This window comes from Streptomyces sp. NPDC006335 (assembly GCF_040612795.1).
In the GTDB taxonomy this organism is placed as follows: domain Bacteria; phylum Actinomycetota; class Actinomycetes; order Streptomycetales; family Streptomycetaceae; genus Streptomyces.
Genome location: NZ_JBEXQX010000001.1, coordinates 314,967 through 337,582, shown reverse-complemented (window position 1 = coordinate 337,582; position 22,616 = coordinate 314,967). Strand labels below are relative to the sequence as shown.

The following is a 22,616-nucleotide window of genomic DNA, read 5'->3' as shown; positions in this document are numbered from 1 at the left end:
CCGGAATCATCCTCCTGGGAGGGGCGGTTGCGCGGCTTCCAGGAGCCCGGCGAGTTCCACCAGGTCCGTGCCGGTGAGGCGGGGCAGGGCGCAGCCGGAGAGGGTGCGGCAGGTGTCCCGCCAGGTGGAGGGGATCGCGCCGGCGCCGCCGAGTGCTCCGGTCAGGGCGCCCACCAGGGCGGGGGCCGAGTCGGCCACCCGGGAGAGGCAGGCCGCGGCGGGGATCGCCTCGGCGATGCGGCCCCGTGCGGCGGTGGCCAGGGCGAGGGCCACGGGGACGGTTTCGGCGGCGGCGATGCCGTAGCTGTAGACGTGGTCGACGATCTCGTGCTCCAGGGCGGGGATCAGGGCGAAGGCGTGGTCGGCGGTCCGGGCGAGGTGCAGGGCGTGGCGGGCGTTGCGGCCGATCTCGGTCTCCTCGGGGAGCTCGGTGAGGGCCGCGGTCACGCAGGCTTCGACGGGGGCGCCGGTCAGGGCCAGGGAGACGGCCGCGGCCATCGCTCTCGCTCCGTGCACCCCGTCGCCGTCCTGGGTGTAGTGGGCGTCGAACTCAGCGAGATCGGCGGCGAGTTCGGGGCTGCCGGGGTGGGCGACGGCGAGGACGCAGGCCCTGACGCAGGCCGCGTCGTCGAAGTAGTGCGGGTTGTCGTGGCCGGTGGCGGGAGGGCGCAGGCCGGTGGCGAGGTTGCCGAGTCCCGCTCGCACGGAGATGCGGGCGCGGAGGGGGAGGACGGCGGACTCGATCTCGGGGGCGCGGTCCGCCGCGGCGGCGACTTCTGCGGCGAGGGCGTTCCAGGCGAGGTCGATGGCGGCTCTCGTACGGCGTTCTCTCGTCAGGTCGCCCAGGGCGGTGTCGTCGCCCGCTCTGAGGAGGGCTTCCGCGGTGAACGCCGCCCATTCGGCGTCGTCGGAGGGGCCGAGGCGGAGGGGCTCGGGGGGCTGGTTGAGGGCGATGGGGACGGGGAGGGTGGTGGTGGCGTTCTGTTCGGCGAACGTGTCCAGTTCGCGGGTGAGGCGGCGGGTCCAGTCGGGCATGCGGGCGGCTCTGTGGCGGGCGGCGGGCCAGCCGGCGGCGTCGCCTGCGGCCAGGCCGAGGAGGAGGCCTTCGGTGCGTTTCGAGGCCTCGGCTTCGCCTTCGGCCTTCGTGTTCCCACCCGCACCACCCGTCTCGCTTTCGTTGTCGGGTGCGGGTGGCCCTTGTGGGGCGTTCCCGCCGTCGGCGGCCGCGGGAGCGTTCGGTTTCGCCGCGGGTGCGGGATCAGCCGGACCCGGATCGTTCGGTGAGGCCCCGTCCCACGGACCCGGCGGCCTCACCGGTCCGCTCCCGACTCGTCACCCGCCGCCAGGGTGAAGGCGTCCGGGTCGGGTGGGGGCCAGTCCTGGGCGAGACCGGTCGTCCCCCACTTCCCGTCCTCCCCCGCCACCAGCAACTCCGCCACGTCCAGCACGTGGTGGCCCGCCATCGACGGCAGGCAACTGCCCTTCGCCGGGCCGATCGCCGAGGCCCAGTCGGCCGGGATCGCCGACGCTCCCCGCGTCGCTCCCGCCAGGGCCCCCGCGACCGCCGCCGTGGTGTCCGCGTCCCTGCCCATGTTCACGGCCGTCAGCACCGCCTCACGGAAGTCGCCGTCCGCCGCCGCGTACGCGCCGAAGGCGAGGGCCACCGCCTCGGGGGCGAGGTCGGTCCACGGATAGCCGCCGATGACGACGGCGGAGCGGACCGCGCGCTCGCCCCTGTGGGCCACCGCCACCGCCCTGCGCAGGGACCTCGCCGTCCAGCTGTCGTCCGGGATCACCGCCAGCGCGGAGGCGACGACGGCGATCGTCGGGGCGCCGGCCATCGCCGCCGCCACTCCGGCCGCGACCGCCTGGCCGCCGTAGATGCCCTCGCCGTCGTGGCTCACCGAGCCGTCGATCGCCACCAGGCGGGCCGCCTCCGCGGGGCGGCCCGCCGCGAAGACGCCGAAGGGGGCCGCGCGCATGGCGAGGCCGTCGCTCCAGGCGTGGCGGTGCTGGGCCGAGATAGGGGCCGCGAGGCCGCGGCGCAGGTTCTCCAGCGTGCCGCGCTCGCTGAAGCCGGCGCCCCGGAACGGGCCCTCGTCCAGGTCCGCGATCCACTCGTGCCAGGCCGTCTCCACATGGGCTGGCGTGAGGGCCGAGCCGTGGCGGGCGAGGAGCAGGCCCGAGAAGATCGCGTACTCCGTGTCGTCCGTGCCGGTGGGCTCGTCCGTCACATAGCCCTCGATACGGCCCCAGCGGGCGCGGATCTGCGACGGCTTCATGTTCTCGGCGGGGGCTCCGAGGGCGTCCCCGACCGCCAGGCCCAGCAGGGCGCCGCGGGCCCGCCCGCGGAGTTCGGCGGTGTCCTTGGGGGCCGGGACCGAGGGAACGCGGGCGATCGATGTCATGCGCGGCCTCTCCACAACGGGGAGCAGGGAGGTTCGCGCGGGGCGCGGAACCTTTTGCCGCATATGTCCCACCGTCGGCGGTTGACCTCAGCCTCCCTGCCCTCAACGTCACCCGGTCGACATCTGAGCGGAGTCATGATCGTCTGCGCGTTCGGGGGTAAACCCGCAGGTTAGCCGAGCCTTTCCTTGCTGGCGGACGGGAATGCGCCGCCGTACTGTGGGCGTTGTTAAGAATTAGAACGTGTCCAAAGTTAGCTTTGGCTTAGCTTCCCTGGGGGACCGGAATGGCCATCATCGACATCGAAGCGCCCCTGCACGAGGCGCACCGTGACAACCACACGCACCGCGACGTGAACGGCGGCTGGCTCAGGCCCGCGGTTTTCGGTGCCATGGACGGGCTGGTCTCCAACCTCGCCCTGATGACCGGTGTCGCCGGTGGGGCCGTCGGCCAGAACACCATCGTGCTGACCGGGCTGGCCGGTCTCGCCGCCGGCGCCTTCTCCATGGCCGCCGGTGAGTACACCTCCGTCGCCTCCCAGCGTGAGCTCGTCGAGGCCGAGCTGGACGTGGAGCGCCGGGAACTGCGCAAGCACCCGCAGGACGAGGAGGCCGAACTCGCCGCCCTGTACGAGGGGCGCGGTGTCGAGCCCGAGCTGGCCAGGGAGGTCGCCCGGCAGCTGTCGAAGGATCCCGAGCAGGCCCTGGAGATCCACGCCCGGGAGGAGCTGGGGATCGACCCGGGCGACCTGCCCTCGCCGCTGGTCGCCGCCGTGTCCAGCTTCGGGTCCTTCGCCCTGGGTGCCCTGCTGCCCGTACTGCCGTATCTGCTCGGCGCGACCGCGCTGTGGCCCGCCGTGCTGCTCGCTCTCCTCGGGCTGTTCGCGTGCGGTGCCGTCGTGGCCAGGGTGACCGCGCGGACCTGGTGGTACAGCGGACTGCGGCAGCTCGCTCTCGGGGGCGCGGCGGCGGGTGTGACGTACGCCCTGGGCAGTTTGTTCGGAACGGCCGTAGGATAGGTCGGCTGCTACTTATGCGATGGGCCGCATAAGTAGCCGTTACTCGCTGGTTTCGACTGCATCACCACTGGGCATGAGCCGTAAGCACTGCGGGCAATGACGCTTGCGGCGCACTCGCGGGGTCGGCGACGACGCCTTCACCGCCCCTGGGTCGATGGACCACGATCTGACCGATCGGTCCGGCTCGACCCCCACATACTTCAGGCCACGTGTGCGGTACCCCCCTCGCACCGCGTGGCGTCCGCATGTTGGAACGGAGTATCCGGTTCCCGAGATCCGCTCCATCATGTAACCTGCACGAAATTTTGCACTCACGCAGAGGGCCAACGTCGTCCCTCGGCAATCTGAATATGCCAATTGACGACGACGGGAGAGCCGATGCGTACGCCGCGCCAGCCGTCCCAGCACTCCACGAGTGGCCAGAAGTGGTCGTTCATGGATGCTCGCCCTGCTGCGCAGGGTATGTACGACCCCCGCAACGAGAAGGACGCCTGTGGCGTCGGTTTCGTGGCCACCCTCACCGGCGAGGCGAGCCATGCGCTGGTCGAGCAGGCGCTTACGGTTCTGCGCAACCTGGAGCACCGCGGTGCCACCGGCTCCGAGCCCGACTCGGGTGACGGCGCGGGCATCCTGTCCCAGGTTCCGGACGCCTTCTTCCGCGAGGTCGTCGGCTTCGAGCTGCCGGCGGCCGGTGCGTACGCCGTCGGCATCGCGTTCCTGCCGGAGGACCGCATCGAGGACGCTGTCTCGAAGATCGAGACGATCGCGGTGGACGAGGGCCTGACGGTTCTGGGCTGGCGTGAGGTTCCCGTCGCCCCCGAACTGCTCGGCGCCACCGCCCGCTCCACGATGCCCGCGTTCCGCCAGGTCTTCGTGACCGACGGGTCTTCGGAGGGCATCGACCTCGACCGCAAGGCCTTCGTGCTGCGCAAGCGCGCCGAGCGCGAGGTCGACGTCTACTTCCCCTCGCTGTCCGCGCGGACCATCGTCTACAAGGGCATGCTGACCACCGGTCAGCTCGAGCCCTTCTTCCCGGACCTGTCCGACCGCCGCTTCGCCTCCGCGATCGCGCTCGTGCACTCCCGGTTCTCCACGAACACCTTCCCGTCGTGGCCGCTCGCGCACCCGTACCGCTTCGTCGCGCACAACGGTGAGATCAACACCGTCAAGGGCAACCGCAACTGGATGGCGGCCCGCGAATCGCAGCTGGTCTCCGACCTGTTCGGCAACGACAGCAAGGCCATCGAGCGCGTCTTCCCGATCTGTACGCCGGACGCCTCCGACTCGGCGTCCTTCGACGAGGTCCTCGAACTCCTGCACCTGGGCGGCCGTTCGCTGCCGCACTCCGTGCTGATGATGATCCCGGAGGCGTGGGAGAACCACGACTCCATGGAGCCGGCCCGCCGCGCCTTCTACCAGTTCCACTCCAACCTGATGGAGCCCTGGGACGGCCCGGCCTGCGTCACCTTCACCGACGGCAAGCAGGTCGGCGCGGTCCTCGACCGCAACGGCCTTCGCCCCGGCCGCTACTGGGTCACCGACGACGGCCTCGTCGTCCTCGGCTCCGAGGTCGGCGTCCTCGACATCGACCCCGCCAAGGTCGTCCGCAAGGGCCGCCTCCAGCCCGGCCGGATGTTCCTCGTCGACACCGTCGAGCACCGCATCATCGAGGACGACGAGATCAAGGCCGGCCTCGCCGCCGAGCAGCCCTACGCGGAGTGGCTGGAGGCCGGCGAGATCGAGCTCGGCGACCTGCCCGAGCGCGAGCACATCGTGCACACCCACGCCTCGGTCACCCGCCGCCAGCAGACCTTCGGCTACACCGAGGAAGAGCTGCGCGTCCTGCTCGCGCCGATGGCCAAGGCCGGTGCCGAGCCGATCGGTTCGATGGGCACCGACTCGCCGATCGCCGCGCTGAGCGAGCGCCCGCGCCTGCTCTTCGACTACTTCACCCAGCTCTTCGCGCAGGTCACCAACCCGCCGCTGGACGCGATCCGCGAGGAGCTCGTGACCTCGCTGCGCTCCTCGCTGGGCCCGCAGGGCAACCTGCTCGACCCGAGCGCCGCCTCCTGCCGCTCCGTCGTGCTGCCCTTCCCGGTGATCGACAACGACGAGCTGGCCAAGCTCATCCACATCAACGCCGACGGCGACATGCCCGGCTTCAAGGCCGCGACCCTGTCCGGCCTGTACCGGGTCTCCGGCGGCGGCGACGCCCTCGCCGCCCGCCTCGAGGAGATCTGCGCCGAGGCCGACGCGGCCATCGCCAACGGTGCCCGGCTGATCGTCCTCTCCGACCGCCACTCGGACGCCGAGCACGCGCCGATCCCGTCGCTGCTGCTCACCGCGGCCGTCCACCACCACCTCATCCGCACCAAGCAGCGCACCCAGGTGGGCCTGCTGGTCGAGGCCGGTGACGTCCGCGAGGTCCACCACGTCGCCCTGCTGATCGGCTTCGGCGCGGCGGCCGTGAACCCCTACCTCGCCATGGAGTCCGTCGAGGACCTCCTGCGCGCGGGCACCTTCCTGAACGGGCTGGAGCCCGAGCAGGCCATCCGCAACCTGATCTACGCCCTGGGCAAGGGCGTGCTCAAGGTCATGTCGAAGATGGGCATCTCGACCGTCGCCTCCTACCGGGGCGCCCAGGTCTTCGAGGCCGTCGGTCTCGAAGAGGGCTTCGTCCAGAAGTACTTCAGCGGTACCGCCTCCAAGATCGGCGGCGTCGGCATCGACGTCATCGCCAAGGAGGTCGCCGCCCGGCACGCCAAGGCCTACCCCGCCTCCGGCATCGCGCCCGCGCACCGCGCGCTCGAGATAGGCGGCGAGTACCAGTGGCGCCGCGAGGGCGAGCCGCACCTGTTCGACCCGGAGACGGTCTTCCGCCTCCAGCACTCGACGCGTGCGGGCCGCTACGACATCTTCAAGAAGTACACGGACCGCGTGAACGAGCAGTCCGAGCGGCTGATGACGCTGCGCGGCCTGTTCGGCTTCAAGTCGGACCGCCAGCCGATCTCGATCGACGAGGTCGAGCCCGTCTCCGAGATCGTCAAGCGCTTCTCCACCGGCGCCATGTCGTACGGCTCCATCTCCAAGGAGGCGCACGAGACCCTCGCCATCGCCATGAACCAGTTGGGCGGCAAGTCCAACACCGGTGAGGGCGGCGAGGACGCGGACCGGCTGTACGACCCGGCCCGGCGTTCGTCGATCAAGCAGGTCGCCTCCGGCCGCTTCGGCGTCACCTCCGAGTACCTGGTCAACGCGGACGACATCCAGATCAAGATGGCCCAGGGCGCCAAGCCCGGCGAGGGCGGCCAGCTGCCCGGCCACAAGGTCTACCCGTGGGTCGCCAAGACCCGGCACTCGACCCCGGGTGTCGGTCTGATCTCCCCGCCGCCGCACCACGACATCTACTCGATCGAGGACCTGGCCCAGCTGATCCACGACCTGAAGAACGCGAACCCGCAGGCGCGGATTCACGTGAAGCTGGTCTCCGAGGTCGGCGTCGGCACGGTCGCCGCGGGTGTGTCCAAGGCGCACGCGGACGTCGTGCTCATCTCCGGCCACGACGGCGGTACGGGTGCCTCCCCGCTCACCTCGCTGAAGCACGCGGGCGGCCCCTGGGAGCTCGGCCTCGCCGAGACCCAGCAGACCCTGCTGCTCAACGGCCTGCGCGACCGGATCGTCGTCCAGACCGACGGCCAGCTCAAGACCGGCCGTGACGTCGTCATCGCCGCGCTGCTCGGCGCCGAGGAGTTCGGTTTCGCGACCGCGCCGCTCGTCGTCTCCGGCTGCGTCATGATGCGCGTCTGCCACCTCGACACCTGCCCGGTCGGCATCGCCACCCAGAACCCGGTGCTCCGGGACCGGTTCACGGGCAAGGCCGAGTACGTCGTGAACTTCTTCAAGTTCATCGCCGAAGAGGTCCGCGAGATCCTCGCCGAGCTGGGCTTCCGCTCCATCGAGGAGGCCGTCGGCCACGCCGAGACGCTCGACGTCGAGCGGGCCGTCAACCACTGGAAGGCGCAGGGCCTGGACCTGTCCCCGCTCTTCTACGTGCCCGAGCTGCCCGAGGGCACTCCGCTGCACCAGGTCATCGAGCAGGACCACGGCCTGGAGAAGGCGCTCGACAACGAGCTCATCAAGCTCGCCGCCGACGCCCTGGCCGCCGACTCGGCGACCGACGCCCAGCCGGTGCGCGCCCAGGTCGCGATCCGCAACATCAACCGCACGGTCGGCACCATGCTCGGCCACGAGGTGACCAAGAAGTTCGGTGGCGCGGGCCTGCCCGACGACACCATCGACATCACCTTCACGGGCTCGGCCGGCCAGTCCTTCGGCGCCTTCCTCCCGCGCGGTGTCACGCTGCGCCTGGAGGGCGACGCCAACGACTACGTCGGCAAGGGCCTCTCCGGCGGCCGCGTGATCGTCCGTCCCGACCGGGGCGCCGACCACCTCGCCGAGTTCTCCACCATCGCGGGCAACACCATCGCTTACGGCGCGACCGGCGGCGAGCTGTTCCTGCGCGGTCGTACCGGTGAGCGGTTCTGCGTCCGCAACTCCGGTGCCACCGTCGTCTCCGAGGGCGTGGGCGACCACGGCTGCGAGTACATGACCGGCGGTCACGCGGTGGTCCTCGGCGAGACGGGTCGCAACTTCGCGGCCGGCATGTCCGGTGGTATCGCCTACGTGATCGACCTCGACCCGGACAACGTCAACGTCGGCAACGCGAACGCCGTCGAGGCGCTGGACGACACCGACAAGCAGTGGCTGCACGACGTGGTGCGCCGCCACCAGGAGGAGACCGGATCCACGGTCGCCGAGAAGCTGCTCGCCGAGTGGGACACCGCGGTCGAGCGCTTCAGCAAGATCATCCCCAGCACGTACAAGGCAGTGCTCGCCGCCAAGGACGCCGCCGAGCAGGCGGGACTCTCCGAGTCCGAGATCACCGAGAAGATGATGGAGGCGGCGATCAATGGCTGACCCGAAGGGCTTCCTGAACCACGGCCGCGAGGTCGCCAAGTCCCGCCCCGTCGACGTACGCCTGAAGGACTGGAACGAGGTCTACGTCCCCGGCTCCCTGCTGCCGATCATCAGCAAGCAGGCCAGCCGCTGCATGGACTGCGGCATCCCGTTCTGTCACAACGGCTGTCCGCTCGGGAACCTCATCCCCGAGTGGAACGACTACGCCTACCGCGAGGACTGGGCGGCGGCCTCGGAGCGCCTGCACGCGACGAACAACTTCCCCGAGTTCACGGGGCGGCTGTGCCCGGCTCCCTGCGAGTCGGCGTGTGTGCTCGGCATCAACCAGCCGCCGGTCACCATCAAGAACGTCGAGGTCTCGATCATCGACAAGGCGTGGGACAGCGGTGACGTCGAGCCGCAGGCCCCCGAGCGCCTGTCCGGCAAGACCGTCGCGGTCATCGGTTCGGGCCCGGCCGGTCTCGCCGCCGCGCAGCAGCTCACCCGGGCCGGTCACACCGTCGCCGTCTACGAGCGCGCGGACCGCGTCGGAGGCCTCCTCCGGTACGGCATCCCCGAGTTCAAGATGGAGAAGCGGCACATCAACCGCCGTATCGAGCAGATGCGCGCGGAGGGCACCCGCTTCCGTACCGGCATCGAGATCGGCCGCGACCTCAAGGCGACCGACCTGAAGAAGCGGTACGACGCCGTCGTGATCGCCGCCGGTGCCACGACCGCCCGTGATCTCCCCGTCCCCGGGCGGGAGTTGAAGGGCATCCACCAGGCCATGGAGTACCTGCCGCTGGCCAACAAGGTCCAGGAGGGCGACTACGTCACCTCCCCGATCTCGGCCGAGGGCAAGCACGTCGTGGTCATCGGCGGTGGCGACACCGGCGCCGACTGCGTGGGCACCGCCCACCGCCAGGGCGCCGCCTCGGTGACGCAGCTGGAGATCATGCCCCGCCCGGGCGAGGACCGTGCCCCGCACCAGCCGTGGCCGACCTTCCCGATGCTGTACAAGGTCACCTCCGCGCACGAGGAGGGCGGTGAGCGGGTCTACTCGGTCTCGACGACCCACTTCGAGGGCGACGAGGACGGCAACGTCCAGTGGCTGCACCTCAGCGAGGTCGAGTTCATCGACGGCAAGCTGACGTCGAAGCCGGGCACGGAGCGCAAGATCCCCGCCCAGCTCGTCACCCTCGCGATGGGCTTCACCGGCACCGACCGTGAGAACGGCCTGGTCGAGCAGTTCGGCCTGGAGCTCGACGAGCGCGGCAACATCGCCCGCGACGCCGACTTCCAGACCAACGTGCCGGGCGTCTTCGTCGCCGGTGACGCCGGCCGCGGCCAGTCGCTCATCGTGTGGGCGATCGCGGAGGGCCGCTCGGCCGCCCGCGGCTGCGACCGCTTCCTGACCGGCGCGAGCGAGCTGCCCGCGCCGATCCGGCCGACGGACCGCTCGCTGATGGTGTGATCACCGACGGTGTGATCCCACCCGCATAGACGTCCCGTACAAAGGCGTGCGGAACACAGACGGCGCCTGCCCTTCCAGTCCCCGACCGGACGCTGGGCAGGCGCTGTCGCCTTTTCTACGGCACCTTGAACGTCTCCCCGTACACCTGCCACTCCAGCGGGGTCTCAAGGGCCAGGTTTCCGTCGTCCAGGAACCGCCGTTGCGCGGTGTCGACACGGGAGGTGTCGATGCCCGCGTCCCGGGTCTTCATCGCCGCCCGGCGGATGTCCAGGAAGGCGTCCAGGTAGGCCCTCTCGGAGCCGCCCTCGGTCGGGCTGTCGGCCTTCTGGAGGGCGCGTTCGCGCATGCCGTACAGACCGGTGGGATCGGTGCCCGGGCCGTGGAAGACCATGGCGTCGTAGTACACGAACTGGCCGAGCTCGCCGAGGCCGTCGAGCTTGGCGAGGCGGACGGCCGGGTCGAAGTAGACACGGTCGCGCTCCGCGTCCTGGGCCCTCTGGAAGGCCGGCCGGGCTGCCTCCGCCTTCCACGCGGCCGGGAAGCCCGGGTCCAGACCCTCGTGGGAGTCGGTGCCGTCGACCTCGCGCAGGGCGGGGATGTACGGCGCGAGACCGTTGTCGGGGTGCACCTTCGAGTAGCGCTCGACCAGGGTGAGCAGGTCGTGGGTGCCGGTGCAGAAGCCGATGAGGCCGGCCGTGTAGCCCTGGCCGTCGCCGATGTCCTCGATGTAGGCGTAGGCGCTGCGCCAGTCGAGGGTGGAGTTCTCGGCGCTGGCCACGAGCTGCTGCGCGAGATCCTTCTCGGCGGGGGCGGCCAGGCCCGGCGGCACGTCCGTGAGCGCGTCGGCCGCTGTGCCTTTCGCCCCCTCGGCCCACTGCTTGGCACCCTCGGCTCCCCTGGCGTCCTCGGCCGCCTGCGACCGGTAGGCGGCGGAGAGGTCGGGGCCCGCCCCGCCCCCTCCGGAGTCCTCGGGCGTGAGGAGGTAGACCGACGCCGTGACGAGTGCGGGGACGGTCGCGAGGAGCAGCAGGCGGGCGCGTCTCACCGGGCTCCCGTCAGTTCGGTGACCTTGGCCCAGGCGGACACCAGCAGCACCACCAGCAGTACGGCACACACCCCTGCCTGGACCAGGGCGCGACGGCCGTCCCGGGGAGCGTACGCGTAGCCGAGGGTGACGGCGGCTCCGGCGAGCAGCCCGCCGAGGTGGCCCTCCCAGGACGTCGCCCACGCGGAGACCACCAGCCACACCAGCAGGCCCGCCATGAAGCGGTTGACCTGGGCCATGTCGGCGCCGAGCCGGCGGGCCATCACGTAGTAGGCGGCGCCGAGCCCGAAGATCGCGCCGGACGCGCCGAGCGTGGGCGTGGTGGGCGCGAGCAGCAGGACGAGGACCGAGCCGCCGAGCGCGGACAGCAGATACAGGACGACGTACCTGAGACGGCCGAGCTGGACCTCCACCACCCGGCCGATGTTCCACAGCGACACCATGTTCATCACGATGTGCAGGATCCCGAACGTGCCCCCGGTGGGCGGCAGATGGAGGAACGCGCCGGTCAGCAGCCGGTACCACTCGCCCTCCACGACCCCCTCGGCGTGGAAGTCGGCGGGGTACGCGGCCTGCCACACGTAGTGGCCGCCGTCCGGGCCCACCAGACCGACGCCCAGCATCTCGAACCGGTCCACGATCGCCGGGCGCACGAGCTCGGCGACGTAGGCGAGCACGTTGAGGCCGATGAGGACGTACGTCACCAGGGGGACGGCCGTGATCCGACCGCCGAACGCGGTCCGGGCCTGCCGCACCGACCGCGCCCCCTCCCGCACGCACTCCGGGCACTGGTGGCCCACGGCCGCCTCCCGCATGCAGTCCGGGCAGATGTACCGCTCGCAGCGGATGCAGCGGATGTGGGACTCCACCTTGGGGTGGCGATAGCAGGTGGTGACGGCGGATTCGGGTTCCACGGCCGGCTCTCCTCGGAGTGACAGGGGTTGATGATCGAGCCGGTGGGGCTGCGGCGAACAAAATAGCGAACACAGGTACCGGGAGAGCGCGCCGGGGCCGGGGTCGGCCGTCCGCCCCGTTGGCTTCGCCGTACGGCCGTGCCACCCTGAAAGTGATCCGACGGGGAGGCGACGACGTATGGACGGCGCACGATCGGTGGAGCGGACGGCCCGTGGAGAGGCCGGGGCGGGCGAGAGGCTCGCCGACTGGGCGGACGGGCGGCTCGGCCTGTACGCGCTGGCCAAGGCGAACATGCGCAAGGTCTTTCCGGACCACTGGTCGTTCATGCTGGGCGAGATCTGTCTCTACAGCTTCCTCATCCTGATCCTCACGGGTGTCTACCTCACGCTGTTCTTCGAGCCCAGCGGGGTCGAGGTCGTCTACCACGGCTCCTACGAGCCCCTCAACGGCGTGGTGATGACCCGGGCCTACGAGTCCACGCTCGACATCAGCTTCGACGTGCGCGGCGGACTGCTGATCCGGCAGATCCACCACTGGGCGGCGCTGGTCTTCGTGACCGGCATGCTCGTGCACATGATGCGGGTGTTCTTCACCGGCGCCTTCCGCAAGCCGCGCGAGCTCAACTGGGTGTTCGGCTGGACCCTGCTGTTCCTCGGCATCATCACCGGGCTGACCGGCTACTCCCTCCCCGACGACCTGCTCTCCGGCACCGGCATCCGTTTCTCGCAGGGCGCGATCCTGTCCGTGCCGATCGTCGGGACGTACCTGTCCTTCTTCCTGTTCGGCGGGGAGTTCCCGGGCCACGACATCATCCCGAGGCTCTTCCCGATCCACGTCCTGGTGCTGCCCGGGATCATGCTCGGCCTGGTGGTCGCCCATCTGATCCTGGTCTTCTACCACAAGCACACCCAGTACCCGGGGCCAGGACGCGACAACAGGTCCGTGGTCGGCATGCCGTTCCTGCCGGTCTACATGGCCAAGGCGGGCGGCTTCTTCTTCCTGACCTTCGGCGTGCTGGCGCTGATGGGCGGGCTCGCCCAGATCAACCCCGTGTGGGCGTTCGGGCCGTACAGCCCCCAGCTGGTCACCACCGGCGCCCAGCCCGACTGGTACCTCGGTTTCTCCGAGGGGCTGATCCGGGTGATGCCGGGATGGGAGATCAACGCCTGGGGCCACACCCTCCAGCTGGGCGTCTTCATCCCCTTCTCGCTCTTCCCGCTGATCCTGCTCGCTCTCGGCGTCTATCCCTTCGTCGAGGCGTGGATCACCGGCGACAGACGCGAGCACCACATCCTGGACCGGCCGCGCAACGTCCCCGTCCGCACGGGGCTCGGCGTCGCCTGGCTGAGCCTGTACGTCGTCCTGCTGATCGGCGGCGGCAACGACATCGTGGCCACGCATCTGCACCTGTCCATCAACGCGATCACCTGGTTCGTGCGGGTCTCCGTGTTCGTGGTGCCGGTGCTCACCTTCGTGATCACCAAGCGCGTCTGCCTCGGGCTCCAGCGCCGGGACCGGGACAAGGTGCTGCACGGCCGGGAGACCGGCACCATCAAGCGGCTCCCGCACGGGGAGTACGTCGAGGTCCACGAGCCGCTCACGCAGGAGCACCTCCACACCCTCACCCAGCACGAGCAGCAACCGCCGTACGAGATCGGGCCGCTGGTCGACGCCAACGGGGTGCGGCGGCCGGTCAGGCGCTCCCAGCGGGTGCGGGCCGGGCTCGCCAGGGCGATGTTCGGACCCGGTACGCGGATCGAGAAGCCGACGGTGGAGGAGTACCGGGAGCTCACCGGCGGCGACCACCACCACTGAGGACGGTGTTTCGGCACTCCTCGGGGCTGCCCCAGGCGGAGCGCAGGGCGCGGGCCCTGGTGAGCCACAGCGACAGGTCGTACTCCGCGGTGTACCCGATCGCGCCGTGGAGCTGGAGCGCGGTACGGGCCGTCCGGTACGCCGCCTCGCACGCCGTGACCTTGGCGGCGGCGACGTCGTGCGCGGTCATCGTCAGGGCGGCGCCGAAGAGCAGGGGACGCGCGAACTCCAACGCGATCCTCGCGTCGGCGAGTTGGTGCTTGACGGCCTGGAAGGAGCCTATGGGGGCGCCGAACTGGGTGCGCTGCCCGACGTAGGAGACGGTCCGGTCGAGAAGGGCGAGGCCCACGCCGAGAGCCTGGGCGGCGGTGGTGAGGCGGGCGAGGGTGAGGGCGGCGGTGACGGGCGGGTGCGCGGTGAGCAGTTCGCCGCCCGCTGCCAGGGGGGTGAGACGGCGGGCGGGGTCGAGCGAGGGGCGCACCGGGCCGTGGCCGGGGGCGAGGTACAGGCCCTCGGCGGTCAGTGAGAGGCGGACGTCCGCGGCCTCGCCGTCCAGGGCGTACCCGCCGTCGCGGGCGACGGTGGCCATGGCCTCTCCCGAGGCCAGCGCCGGGAGCAGGCGCTTCGCCGCCCCCGGTTCGGTGAGCAACGCTGCCGCCGTCACGGTCTCCACCAGGGGGCCCGGTACCGCGTGCCGTCCCAACTCCACGAAGGCGAGCGTGAGTTCCAGGGGGCGGGGGCCCAGCCCGTCGTAGGTCTCCGGGACCGCCAGCGCGAAGACCCCCGCGTCGGCGATACGGCGCCACAGCGCCCGGCCGCCGGTGTGGTCGCCGCGGCTCCAGTCCCGGACGACGGACGGGGTGTCCGCGGCCGTCAGCATCGCGTCCAGGGAGCCGGCGAAGTCGCGCTGCTCGGCGTCGAGGAGGAAGCGCATCAGCGGCGTCCCTTCGGCAGGCCCAGCAGGCGTTCGGCGATGATGTCGCGCTGGATCTCGTTGGTGCCGGCGTAGATCGGCCCGGCGAGGGCGAAGACGTAACGCTCGGACCAGTCGGGGTCCTCTGCCTCACCGAGGAGATCCAGCGCAGTCTCGGTGAGCGCGATGTCGTACTCGGACCAGAAGACCTTGTTCAGGCTGGACTCCGGGCCGAGCGTCTCGCCGTCCAGGACTCGGGCGGCGGCCGCGTAGGTGAAGAGCTGGTAGGCGCGGGCGCCGATCAGGGCGTCCGCCACCCGCGTCCGGGCCGCCTCGGGCTCGCCCTTCGCCCGCCACAGCGCGAACAGCCGGTCGGCGGCCGCCAGGAAACGGCCCGGTGAGCGCAGCTTCAGGCCGCGTTCGTCGCCCGCCGTCGACATCGCGATCCGCCAGCCCTGGCCGGGCGCACCGATGACGTCCTCGTCCGGTACGAACACCTCGTCCAGGAAGAGCTCGGCGAAGGCCGGCTTGCCGTCGAGGCGGCGGATCGGGCGGACGGTGACACCGGGGGCCCGCAGGTCGAACATCAGGTACGTCAGGCCCTGGTGGGGTCTGGGGGTGTCCGGGTCGGTACGGAAGAGCCCGAAGGCGCGGTCCGCGAAGGCGGCCCGGGAGGACCAGGTCTTCTGGCCGCTGAGCAGCCAACCCCCGTCCGTGCGCACCCCCTTGGACCGCAGGGAGGCCAGGTCCGAGCCCGCCTCCGGCTCCGACCAGGCCTGCGCCCAGACGACCTCGCCGGTGGCCATCGGCGGCAGCACGCGCGCGCGTTGCTCACGCGTGCCGTGGGCGAAGAGGGTCGGGGCGAGGAGGCTGACGCCGTTCTGGCCGACGCGTCCGGGCGCCCCGGCCGCGTAGTACTCCTCCTCGAAGACCAGCCAGCGGATCAGCCCGCAGTCCCGGCCGCCGTACTCGACGGGCCAGTCGACCACCGACCAGCGGTCCGCGGCGAGTTCGGCCTCCCACGCGCGGTGGGCCGCGAAGCCCTCCCGGGTCTCCAGGGAGGGCAGCGGGGAGGCGGGCACACGCGCGCGCAGCCACGCGCGGGCCTCCGCGCGGAAGTCATCGTCCTCCTGCGTGAACGCCAGATCCATGGACACCCGTCCTTCCCTAACAAGTGTTTGGTAGGTTAGCGTGGCGCCATGACAGGCGTCGAGAGCCCGGTCTACGAGCCGGGGCACGGGCTGCTGAAAGGGCGCACCGCCGTCATCACCGCCGCCGCCGGGGCGGGCATCGGCGGGGCGACCGCGCGCCGCTTCCTGGAGGAGGGCGCGCGCGTCCTGATCAGCGACGCCCATGCGCGGCGCCTGAAGGAGTACGAGACCGCTCTGGCCCGCGAGTTCCGGGGCGCGGTGACCTCCATGGCGTGCGATGTCACCGACGAGGCCCAGGTGGGGACGCTCTTCGACGCGGCCGTCCGCGACCACGGGCGGCTCGACATCGTCGTCAACAACGCGGGCCTCGGCGGCACTTCGCAGCTCGTCGACATGACCGACGACCAGTGGACCCGCGTCCTGGACGTCACCCTCAACGGCACCTTCCGCTGCACCCGGGCGGCCCTGCGCCTCATGCGGGACTCCGGCGGCGGGGTGATCGTCAACAACGCCTCCGTCGTCGGCTGGCGCGCCCAGGCCGGACAGGCGCACTACGCCGCCGCGAAGGCCGGAGTCATGGCGCTGACCCGGTGCGCGGCACTGGAGGCGGCCGAGTACGGCGTACGCGTCAACGCCGTGTCACCGAGCCTCGCCATGCACCCGCACCTGGTGAAGGTGACCTCGGCCGAGCTGCTGGAGGAACTCACCGCCCGCGAGGCCTTCGGGCGGTACGCGCAGCCCTGGGAGGTGGCCAACGTGATCGTCTTCCTGGCGTCCGGCTACTCCTCGTACATGACGGGCGAGGTCGTCGCCGTCAGCAGCCAGCACGCCTAGGACAATGGACGATGTGCCGACCAAGAAGAAGCCCCAGGTGAGCGCCGCCGCCCCCGCCCGCCGCCGTGAACTCCTCGACACCGCCGCCGAGGTCTTCGCCGAACAGGGCTACAACGCCACGACCGTACGCAAGATCGCCGACCACGCGGGCATGCTTGCGGGCAGCCTCTACTACCACTTCGACTCCAAGGAATCGATGCTGGAGGAGATCCTGCGGACCTTCCTCGACGAGCTCTGGGACGGCTACGACACCGTCCTGGGCGCCGAACTCGGCCCGCGCGAGACGCTGGAGGCCCTGGTCACCGAGTCGTTCCGGGAGATCGACCGGCACCGGGCCGCCGTCGCGATCTACCAGAAGGAGAGCAGGCAGCTGGTCGCGCAGGAGCGGTTCGCGTTCCTCGCCGAGTCGCAGCGCAGGTTCGAGAAGGCCTGGCTGTCCACGCTGGAGCGCGGGGTCGCGGCCGAGGTGTTCCGGGCCGACCTCGACGTACGGCTGACCTACCGGTTCGTGCGCGACACCGTGTGGGTGGCCGCGTCCTGGTACCGGCCCGGCGGACAGCACAGCCCGGAGGAGATCGCCCGGCAGTACCTGTCGATGGTGCTGGACGGGATCGCCGTACGCACGTAACTCATTGGGATGTCTGGGGAGTCGCCATGGCCGAGGCCTACATCGTCGAAGCGGTCCGTACGCCCGTCGGGCGGCGCGGGGGAGGACTGAGCGGGGTCCATCCGGCCGATCTGGGCGCGCATGTGCTGCGTGCGCTGGTGGAGCGGGCCGGGGTCGATCCCGGGGCCGTCGAGGACGTCGTCTTCGGGTGCCTGGACGCGGTCGGGCCGCAGGCCGGGGACATCGCGCGGACCGCGTGGCTCGCGGCCGGGCTGCCCGAGGAGGTGCCCGGGGTGACCGTGGACCGGCAGTGCGGGTCCTCGCAGCAGGCCGTGCACTTCGCCGCGCAGGGCGTGCTGTCCGGGACGCAGGACCTGGTGGTCGCGGGCGGGGTGCAGAACATGTCGATGATCCCGATCGCCTTCACGACCCGGCAGGCCGCGGAGCCGCTCGGGCTGACCCAGGGGCCGTTCGCGGGCAGCGAGGGGTGGCGGGCGCGGTACGGGGACCGGGCGGTGAACCAGTTCGTCGGCGCCGAGATGATCGCCGGGAAGTGGGGGATCAGCCGCGAGGACCAGGAGGAGTTCGCGCTCCGGTCGCACCGGCGGGCCCTGCGGGCCATCGACGAGGGACGCTTCGAGCGCGAGACGGTGGCCTACGGCCCCGTCGCGGTCGACGAGGGCCCGCGCCGGGACACCTCCCTGGAGAAGATGGCCGGCCTGAAGCCGGTGATCGAGGGCGGCACCATCACCGCGGCCTGCTCCTCGCAGGTCTCCGACGGGGCCGCGGCCATGCTGCTGGCCTCGGAACGTGCGGTACGCGAACACGGCCTCACCCCACGCGCGCGCGTGCACCACCTCTCCGTCCGCGGCGAGGACCCCATCCGCATGCTCACCGCCCCCATCCCGGCCACCGCGCACGCCCTGAAGAAGACCGGCCTCACCATCGACGACATCCACCTCGTCGAGATCAACGAGGCCTTCGCCCCGGTGGTGCTGGCCTGGCTGAAGGAGACGGGAGCCGACCCGGACAAGGTCAACGTCAACGGCGGCGCGATCGCCCTCGGCCACCCGCTGGGGGCGACGGGAGTGAAGCTGATGACCACCCTCCTGCACGAACTGGAACGCACGGGCGGCCGATTCGGGCTCCAGACCATGTGCGAGGGCGGGGGACAGGCGAACGTGACGGTCATCGAGCGGCTTTGACGGCGACGGGACCGCCCGCGTCGGCGGACGGAGTCCGGCGCAGGCTTCCGAAGCCCGTGAGGCCCCTGGGGCCGAGTGGTGCGAGGGGGCCGTCGGGGAGGGTGTCGATGTGCGAGGGCGGGGGACAGGCGAACGTGACGGTCATCGAGCGGCTTTGACCGCGAACGTGACGGTCATCGACAGCCTTTGAGGCCCTCCAAGGTCTCCTCCGCCTCCTTCATGATCCGCTCCACCAGTTCCGCGCACGACGGCAGGTCGTCGATCACCCCGGCGACCTGGCCGCCGGCCATGACCCCGAGGTCCGTACGGCCGTCCACCATCGCCGACTTGAGGAGCATGGGGGTGTTGGCGGCGAGGAGGACCTGGCTCCAGGTGAGGTCCTTGCCGTGGCGCATCGCGAGGCCGTCGTGGATCAATTGGCGCCAGGTCAGCCCCGACAGCCTGCGGAAGGCGGCGGCATGCCGGGTGGCCCGCAGTAGGGCGCGCGTACGTCCCGCGCTCTCCAGGGAGTGCACCAGATCCGTACGCAGCATGCGGTGCGGGAGGCCGTCCACCGCCCGGGTCACCGTCACGTCCTTCACCGTCGCCGCCAGATAGCGCGCCTTCACCGCGTCCGGCACCGTCGAGTCCGAGGTGAGCAGGAAGCGGGTGCCCATGGCGACGCCCGCCGCCCCGTACGCCAGCGCCGCGACCAGACCCCGCCCGTCGAAGAACCCGCCCGCTGCCACGACCGGGATGTCCACCGCGTCCACCACCTGCGGCAGCAGGACCGTCGTCGCCACCTCCCCGGTGTGCCCGCCGCCCTCCCCGCCCTGCACGATCACCGCGTCCGCGCCCCAGGCCGCGACCTTCTCGGCATGCCGCCGGGCCCCGACGGACGGGACGACGAGCACCCCCGCCTCCTTCAGCTCGGCGATCAGCTCGGCGGAGGGCGCGAGGGCGAAGGACGCCACCCGCACGCCCTCGTCGATGATGACCCGCACCCGGTCACCGGCGTCCGCCGCGTCGGCCCGCAGATTGACCCCGAAGGGTGCGTCGGTCCGCGACCGCACCTCCCGTACGGCGTCCCGGAGCCGGTCGAGCGTCATGGTCGCGGAAGCCAGGATGCCGAGCGCGCCCGCGTTCGCCGTGGCGGAGACCAGCCGAGGCCCCGCCACCCACCCCATCCCGGTCTGCACGATGGGATGGCGGACCCCGGCCAGCCGGGTGAGCGCGGTCTCCATCAGCCACCGACCTCCCGGGACCGGGTGTCCTGCGGATCGATCACCTCACGGATCAACTCCAGCTCCCGGTCGGTCGGTTCGCGGGTGTACGGCACCTCGTCCGGGACCACCAGATCGAAACCGGTGGCCTCCCGCACCTGGTCCACGGTGACCCCCGGATGCAGCGAGGCCAGCCGCATCGAGCGGTCCGGGGTGTCGAAGTCGAGGACGCCCAGGTCGGAGACGACCCGCGGGATACGGTGGAAACGGGCCCCGGCGGCACGGTCGTATCCGACTCCGCACACCATGTCGACCTTCTCGACGAACACCCGGCGCGAGTGCCTCGGCACCCAGTAACTGGTCGGGTTGTTCAGGGTGTTGACCGGCGCCCCCCGCACCCCGAGCAACTGCCGTCGCGGCCGCGCCCAGTCGCCGATGCAGGAGATGTTCTGGTTGCCGTACCGGTCGAGCTGGCTCGCGCCCATCATCACGTGCCGCCGTCCGCCGGTGACCAGGGCGAGGTGCCTGCGGTACGGCAGCCAGCCCTCGGGCGTGCCGTCCGGGCGGACCAGCAGGGCCTCGCCGTCGGTCAGCAGCAGGTCGGGGGAGAAGGTGAGGCGGGCGAGCCGGGCGCCGACCGAGGGGATCAGGCCCATCGGGCTCGCCAGGATCTCGCCCGCGTCCCGCCAGGCCTCGGCGCAGGCGATCACGCAGTACTCACTCCGGGTCGCGGTCACGAAGTCCTCCTCCGAGATACCGTGCGGCGAACTCCGGCCAGGGCGTGGTCGCGTACTCCCGCTGCACGGCCTCGTCCCGGCCGTAGTCGGGGGCGCAGGAGGTGAAGTGCGCGCCGCCCGGAGCCTCGACCACACCGGTGACCGTGTGCCGTCCGACCAGCAGCGACTGCGGCGGCGCCTCCTTCGTCAACTCCGCCGTGTCCACGATCCGTTCGCAGGAGACGTACGCCGTGTCGGCCGCCTCGCAGAACAGGTCGTCGAAGTACGGGTCGGGGCCGAGGCACTGGCCGTTGCCCAGCCGGTCGGCGCGGTTCAGGTGCACCAGGGCGGCATCCATGCCGAGCGCGGGCACCGCCACGAACGTCTCCCCGTCGTCGTACGGCGAAGTCACCGTCCGCAGACCCGGGTTGACCCGCATGACGTCCGAGCCGACGCCCGCCCGCACCGGCAGGAACGGCAGCCGGTTCGCGGCCGCGTGCAGGCCCCACATGAACATCGCCTCGTCGAGCTCCATGAGCTCGAAGGCACCAGCCTCGCGGGCCGCCCGGTAATGGGGTTCGAGGGGGATCGAGTCGAGGGTGACGAACGCGGCGACGAGCTTGCGGATGCGCCCCGCGGCGGCGAGCATCCCGACGTCCGGGCCGCCGTACGAGACGATCGTCAGGTCGGTGACGTCCGAGCGCAGCAGCGCGCGCACCAGCGCCATCGGCTTGCGGCGCGAACCCCAGCCGCCGATGCCGAGGGTCATGCCACTGCGCAGCCGGGAGACGACCTCGTCGGCCGTCATGGTCTTGTCGCTCACTCGGCCTCCCCGCCGAACCTGTTCCGAACCCGGTCGGCGACCCCGCTGACGCTCGCCTCGTAGGTGAAGCCCTGCTCGTAGCGGTAGGCGCGGCGCACGTCCACCGGGTCGATGCCGTTGATGGCGGCCTTGGCCAGGCGCAGCAGCTCGCCGTCCTTGGCGGCAATCTCTCGGGCCGACTCCATTGCCGTGGCGGCGAGTTCGGCCCTCGGCACGACCTTCCACACCGAACCGTGCCGGTGCAGTTCGGCGGCGGTGACCGTGCGGGAGGTGAAGTACAGGGCGCGCATGAGGTGCTGCGGCACCAGCCGGGCCAGGTGGGTGGCCGCGCCGAGGGCACCGCGGTCCAGTTCGGGCAGGCCGAAGGTGGCGTCCTCGCTCGCCACGACCACGTCCGCGTTGCCCACCAGGCCGACGCCCCCGCCCAGGCAGAACCCCTGCACGGACGCCACCACGGGCACCTCGCAGTCGTACACCGCCGAGAAGGCCTCGAAGCAGCCGCGGTTGGCACCGACGAGGGCGGCCGCGCCGCGGTTCTGGATCTCCTTGATGTCCACGCCCGCGTTGAAGCCACGCCCCTCGGCCGCCAGGACCACACACCTGACCTCCGGATCACGGCCCGCCGCGCGCACGGCGTCGGCCAGGGCGAACCAGCCGTCCACCGGAAGGGCGTTCACCGGCGGGAAGTCGACCCCGACGAGGACGATCCCCTTTTCCGGGGACGAGGTGGAGACACCCATGGCCGCATCAGCTACCTTTCCACCAAACGTTTGTTAGGTGAAGGGTAGCGGTGAATGGAGCTGAACGGGAGGGTCGTGGTCGTCACCGGCGGGACGCGGGGAGTCGGTGCCGGGATCGCCGGCTCCTTCGCGCAGGCGGGCGCGGAGGTAGTCGTCTGCGCCCGCCGACCGCCCGAAGTCCCGTCGCCGACAGCCCGGTTCGTGCCACTGGACGTCCGGGACGCCGACGCCGTGCGGGACTTCTTCGCCGAACTGCCACACCTGGACGTGCTGGTGAACAACGCGGGCGGCGCGCCCTACCGGCTGCTCACCGACGCGAGCCCCGAACGGCACGCCCGGATACTGGAGTTGAACCTCCTGGCCCCGCTCACGGTGTCCCTGGCCGCGCACGAACACCTGAGACGGACCCGCGGCTCGATCGTCATGATCGGGAGCGTCAGCGGAGGCCGGCCCTCGCCCGGCACGGCCGCGTACGGGGCGGCCAAGGCGGGCCTGGAGAACCTCGCCCGCTCGATGGCCGTGGAGTGGGCACCGGACGTCCGCGTGAACACCCTGGTCGTCGGCATGGTCCGCACCGAGCGGTCCCACCTGCACTACGGCGACGCGCAGGGCATCGCCGCCGTCTCCCGCACGGTCCCGCTCGGACGCCTGGCCGAGCCCTCCGACGTGGGCGCGGCAGCCGTCTTCCTCGCCTCCGACGCCGCCGCCTACATCAGCGGGGCCTCCCTGCTGGTGCACGGCGGCGGGGAACGGCCCGCCTTCCAGGACGCCGCAACCGCCAACAGGGAGACGTGAG

The 22,616-nt window shown here is 71.4% G+C and carries 18 protein-coding genes; 8 read left to right on the top strand and 10 right to left on the bottom strand.

The window, feature by feature from the left end; translation table 11 throughout:
• Positions 1-6 precede the first annotated feature (6 nt).
• Both ABZ098_RS01565 and ABZ098_RS01560 read right to left on the bottom strand, forming a co-directional pair.
• Positions 7-1,314 carry an ADP-ribosylglycohydrolase family protein gene (locus tag ABZ098_RS01565; protein ID WP_356586117.1) on the bottom strand — a complete coding sequence of 436 codons (1,308 nt, stop codon included), beginning with the start codon at positions 1,312-1,314 and terminating at the stop codon, positions 7-9.
• Complete coding sequence (locus ABZ098_RS01560; protein ID WP_356586115.1) at positions 1,311-2,408, bottom strand: ADP-ribosylglycohydrolase family protein; 1,098 nt, start codon at positions 2,406-2,408, stop codon at positions 1,311-1,313. Before ABZ098_RS01560 ends, ABZ098_RS01565 begins: the two co-directional genes overlap by 4 nt.
• A gap of 284 nt (positions 2,409-2,692) precedes the next feature.
• Between ABZ098_RS01560 and ABZ098_RS01555 the strand changes: the two genes are divergently transcribed.
• From ABZ098_RS01555 to ABZ098_RS01545, 3 genes are all read left to right on the top strand, one after another.
• Positions 2,693-3,424, top strand: coding sequence for a VIT1/CCC1 transporter family protein (locus ABZ098_RS01555; protein ID WP_280894300.1), 732 nt, complete (start codon positions 2,693-2,695; stop codon positions 3,422-3,424).
• A gap of 378 nt (positions 3,425-3,802) precedes the next feature.
• Entirely contained in the window at positions 3,803-8,401 is a 4,599-nt protein-coding gene (gene gltB / locus ABZ098_RS01550) for a glutamate synthase large subunit (protein ID WP_356586113.1), read from the top strand.
• Complete coding sequence (locus ABZ098_RS01545; protein ID WP_356586111.1) at positions 8,394-9,854, top strand: glutamate synthase subunit beta; 1,461 nt, start codon at positions 8,394-8,396, stop codon at positions 9,852-9,854. Before gltB ends, ABZ098_RS01545 begins: the two co-directional genes overlap by 8 nt.
• A gap of 115 nt (positions 9,855-9,969) precedes the next feature.
• On the opposite strand, the gene ABZ098_RS01540 is transcribed toward ABZ098_RS01545, so the two are convergent.
• A complete protein-coding gene (locus tag ABZ098_RS01540; protein ID WP_356586109.1) occupies positions 9,970-10,899 on the bottom strand; it encodes a chitosanase in 930 nt (309 codons plus the stop codon).
• Positions 10,896-11,813 (bottom strand): rhomboid family intramembrane serine protease, encoded by a 918-nt coding sequence (locus ABZ098_RS01535; protein WP_356586107.1) that lies wholly within the window; start codon positions 11,811-11,813, stop codon positions 10,896-10,898. The genes ABZ098_RS01540 and ABZ098_RS01535 overlap by 4 nt, the downstream gene beginning before the upstream one ends.
• Before the next feature lie 178 nt (positions 11,814-11,991).
• On the opposite strand from ABZ098_RS01535, the gene ABZ098_RS01530 reads away from it, so the two are divergent.
• Positions 11,992-13,629 carry a cytochrome bc complex cytochrome b subunit gene (locus ABZ098_RS01530; RefSeq protein WP_356586105.1) on the top strand — a complete coding sequence of 546 codons (1,638 nt, stop codon included), beginning with the start codon at positions 11,992-11,994 and terminating at the stop codon, positions 13,627-13,629.
• Here ABZ098_RS01530 and ABZ098_RS01525 read toward each other — a convergent pair.
• A complete protein-coding gene (locus tag ABZ098_RS01525) occupies positions 13,604-14,563 on the bottom strand; it encodes an acyl-CoA dehydrogenase family protein (protein WP_356586103.1) in 960 nt (319 codons plus the stop codon). The two genes, ABZ098_RS01530 and ABZ098_RS01525, sit on opposite strands and share 26 nt — an antisense overlap.
• Complete coding sequence (locus ABZ098_RS01520) at positions 14,563-15,693, bottom strand: acyl-CoA dehydrogenase family protein (RefSeq protein WP_356586101.1); 1,131 nt, start codon at positions 15,691-15,693, stop codon at positions 14,563-14,565. The genes ABZ098_RS01525 and ABZ098_RS01520 overlap by 1 nt, the downstream gene beginning before the upstream one ends.
• A gap of 48 nt (positions 15,694-15,741) precedes the next feature.
• On the opposite strand from ABZ098_RS01520, the gene ABZ098_RS01515 reads away from it, so the two are divergent.
• From ABZ098_RS01515 to ABZ098_RS01505, 3 genes are read left to right on the top strand one after another with little or no spacing between them, the layout of a single operon-like run.
• Complete coding sequence (locus ABZ098_RS01515) at positions 15,742-16,527, top strand: SDR family oxidoreductase (RefSeq protein ID WP_356586099.1); 786 nt, start codon at positions 15,742-15,744, stop codon at positions 16,525-16,527.
• A 13-nt stretch (positions 16,528-16,540) separates the two neighbouring features.
• The gene (locus ABZ098_RS01510; RefSeq protein ID WP_356586097.1) at positions 16,541-17,155 is read left to right on the top strand and encodes a TetR/AcrR family transcriptional regulator; all 615 of its coding nucleotides are present in this window, start codon (positions 16,541-16,543) and stop codon (positions 17,153-17,155) included.
• Positions 17,156-17,181: 26 nt separating this feature from the next.
• Positions 17,182-18,339, top strand: coding sequence for an acetyl-CoA C-acetyltransferase (locus ABZ098_RS01505; RefSeq protein WP_356586095.1), 1,158 nt, complete (start codon positions 17,182-17,184; stop codon positions 18,337-18,339).
• Positions 18,340-18,512: 173 nt separating this feature from the next.
• On the opposite strand, the gene ABZ098_RS01500 is transcribed toward ABZ098_RS01505, so the two are convergent.
• Genes ABZ098_RS01500 through ABZ098_RS01485 form a run of 4 tightly spaced genes read right to left on the bottom strand, consistent with a single transcriptional unit; the run spans position 18,513 to position 21,820 of the window.
• The gene (locus ABZ098_RS01500; protein WP_356586093.1) at positions 18,513-19,562 is read right to left on the bottom strand and encodes a nitronate monooxygenase; all 1,050 of its coding nucleotides are present in this window, start codon (positions 19,560-19,562) and stop codon (positions 18,513-18,515) included.
• A complete protein-coding gene (locus ABZ098_RS01495) occupies positions 19,562-20,278 on the bottom strand; it encodes a CoA-transferase (RefSeq protein ID WP_356586091.1) in 717 nt (238 codons plus the stop codon). Before ABZ098_RS01495 ends, ABZ098_RS01500 begins: the two co-directional genes overlap by 1 nt.
• Positions 20,259-21,080 carry a CoA-transferase gene (locus tag ABZ098_RS01490; protein WP_356586089.1) on the bottom strand — a complete coding sequence of 274 codons (822 nt, stop codon included), beginning with the start codon at positions 21,078-21,080 and terminating at the stop codon, positions 20,259-20,261. The genes ABZ098_RS01495 and ABZ098_RS01490 overlap by 20 nt, the downstream gene beginning before the upstream one ends.
• On the bottom strand, positions 21,077-21,820 hold the full coding sequence (locus ABZ098_RS01485) for an enoyl-CoA hydratase family protein (RefSeq protein ID WP_356586087.1): 744 nt from the start codon (positions 21,818-21,820) through the stop codon (positions 21,077-21,079). Before ABZ098_RS01485 ends, ABZ098_RS01490 begins: the two co-directional genes overlap by 4 nt.
• Before the next feature lie 54 nt (positions 21,821-21,874).
• On the opposite strand from ABZ098_RS01485, the gene ABZ098_RS01480 reads away from it, so the two are divergent.
• Positions 21,875-22,615: an SDR family oxidoreductase gene (locus tag ABZ098_RS01480; protein ID WP_356586085.1), complete on the top strand. Its 741-nt coding sequence runs from the start codon at positions 21,875-21,877 to the stop codon at positions 22,613-22,615.
• Position 22,616: the final 1 nt, after the last annotated feature.